Here is a 2,697-nt window from a genome sequence, read left to right on the forward strand (position 1 = left end):
GCCCGAGAACGGCCGCCCGGCCGATGAGCTGCTCGCCGAACTCGCGCGGCTCCGCGAGGCGGACCTGCCCGTCCGCGGCGGCCAGGTCACCGCCTACGTCTACGACACCGGACGCGAAGCCGTGCACGACCTCGCCGCCACCGCCTACCTGGAGATGCTGGAGGTCAACTGCCTCGACCCGACCGCGTTCCCCAGCATCGTCGCGCTCGAACGGCAGGTCGTCGCGGCCGTCGCCGGCCGGCTCGGCGGCGGCTCCGGCGTGTTCACCAGCGGCGGCACCGAGTCGATCATGCTGGCGGTCAAGTCGGCGCGCGACGCCCGGCCGGTCGACGGGAAGCCGCAGCTCGTGCTGCCCGCGACCGGGCATCCCGCGTTCCACAAGGCCGCGCACTACCTGGGCATGGAGGTCGTGCACGTCCCGGTCGACGCGTCGTACCGCGCCGACCCCGCCGCGACCGCCGCCGCCATCACGCCCCGGACGGTCCTGGTCGTCGCCTCGGCCCCCTCGTACCCGCACGGCGTCATGGACCCGGTCCCCGAGATCGCGTCGATCGCCGCGTCGGCGGGTATCCCGTGCCACGTGGACGCGTGCGTCGGCGGCTGGGTCCTGCCGTGGCTGCGGGACGCCGGACGCGACGTCCCGCCCTTCGACCTGTCCGTGCCCGGCGTGACGTCCCTGTCCTGCGACCTGCACAAGTACGGCTACGCGCCGAAGGGCGCCTCCGTCGTCCTGTACGCGGACGAGTCGCTCCGCCGCCACGCCTACTTCGCCGCCGCGGAATGGCCCGGCTACACCGTCATCAACGCGACCGTCCAGAGCAGCAAGAGCGCCGGGCCGCTCGGCGCGGCGTGGGCCACCCTCAACGCGGTCGGCGCGCGGGGCTACCGCGAGCTGGCCGGGAACGCGATGGCCGCGGCGGAACGCCTCATCGCCGGTGTCGCGGAGATCCCCGGCCTGCGGGTGCTCGGCGCGCCCGTCGCGCCGCTCGTCGCCGTCGCGTCGGAGGACCCCGGCCTGGACGTGTTCGTCATCGCCGACGAGGCCCGGTCGCGCGGCTGGTTCTTCCAGCCGCAGCTCTCCTACGCGGGCATCCCGCCGAACCTGCACTTCACGCTGACCGGCGTCAGCGACATCGAGCCGCTGCTCGCCGCCCTCGCCGACTCGGCGAAGGCCGCCCGCGCCGCCGGGCCGCCGGACGTCCCGGCGGACCTGGTGGAGGCCCTCGCCGGCCTCGATCTCGACAGCCTCGACGACGCCGGTTTCGCCGGGCTGCTCGCGTCGGTGGGGGTGGACCTCGACGGCGGCGGTGCGCCCGAGATGGCCGTCGTCAACGCCGTCCTGGACGCGCTGCCGCCTACCACCCGCGAGGCCCTGCTCGTCCGCTTCCTGTCCGCGCTCTACGCCTGACCTGCGCGGGCGCTCAGCCGAGCCGGACCAGGCGCTCGAAGACGGACGGCTCCTCCAGCGTCCGGACCAGCTCCAGCGGCACCTTCGCCGCGCCCGCCGTCAGGTCGGCGACCCGCCCGCCCGCGGCCGCCGCGCGCGGCGGGTCGCCGGCGACGTCCACCTGGACGGTCAGGCCGGGCCAGCCGACGACGGTCACGGGCGCCGCGGCGCGCAGCGGCGTCCGGTCGCCGAGGCCGTCCTCGATCCGCGCGACCCGCGCGCCCCGCGGGGCGATGGTCTTCGCGACCAGCGCGTCCTGCGCCGCGACCACGAGCCGCTGCGCCGCGTCGACCGCCCCGGCCGCGGACGCGGTGTCCTGCCCGAGCACCGCGCCGACGATCATCGTCGGCACACCCTCGACCTCCTTGCGCGCCGCGAACACGAAGTTGCCGCCCGCCTTGTCGGTGTAGCCGGTCTTCCCGCCGACCACGCCGTGCTGACCCAGCAGGAAGTTCCCGCCCTGCCGCGGCTCACCGCCGTCCCCGGGCTCGTACACCTGCTTGTTGACGATCTCGGCGAACGCCGGGATCCGCATGGCCGCCCGCAGCAGTTTCACCTGGTCGGCGGCGGTGCTCACCGTCCCGGAGTCGTAGCCGCTCGGGTCGGTGTAGCGGGTGCCGGTCATCCCCAGCGACCGCGCGGTCTCGTTCATCTTCGCCACGAACGCCGGGGTGCCTCCGGCGTCCCAGCGCGCCAGCTCGTGGGCGACGTCGTTCGCCGAGATGACCATCAGGGCCTCCAGCGCCTGGCGCTGCGTCAGCCGCTGGTTCGCGGTCACGCCGAGGATCGACTCGCCGCGCTCCTCGCGCTCCGGGATTTGCGCCGCCGCCTCCGGCGACACGGTCAGGACCGGGCCCGGCTCACCCGGGTTGAGCGGGTGGTCGCGCAGGTACACGTACGCCGTCATCACCTTGGCGACGCTCGCCGTCGGGGTCGGCGACGCCGTACCCGACGCGCCCATCGCCCCGAGGCCCTCCACGTGGACGGCCGACTGCCCCGAGTCGGGCCACGGCAGCGCGGGCGCCTGCCCCTCGAACACGACGCTGGCGTCGACGGTCAGGCCGACGGACGGTTCCGGGACGGGCCGCACGAGCTGCCCGGCGACGAGCCCGGCGACCAGCACGAGCGCCGCCGCCAGGACGACGAGCCAGGGCCGTCCCCGCTCGGTCTGCGGCTCCTCCGCCGGCGGGGGCGGCTCGGGGGCGGCGACGGCCGCGGGGGGCGTCCCGTCCCACTGGACCGTCCACGGG

Annotated in this window: 2 protein-coding genes; one reads left to right on the top strand and one right to left on the bottom strand. The window is 75.8% G+C overall.

The annotated features are described in order from the left end of the window. Positions 1–1,408: aspartate aminotransferase family protein (locus E1200_RS32525; RefSeq protein WP_243709026.1), on the top strand; the 1,408-nt coding region annotated here is incomplete at its 5' end. A 13-nt stretch (positions 1,409–1,421) separates the two neighbouring features. Here the strand turns inward: E1200_RS32525 and E1200_RS32530 are convergent. After that, on the bottom strand, positions 1,422–2,697 hold a 1,276-nt coding region (locus tag E1200_RS32530; RefSeq protein WP_131956406.1), incomplete at its 5' end, for a serine hydrolase.

It is taken from the genome of Actinomadura sp. GC306 (assembly GCF_004348665.1).
Classification (GTDB): domain Bacteria; phylum Actinomycetota; class Actinomycetes; order Streptosporangiales; family Streptosporangiaceae; genus Spirillospora.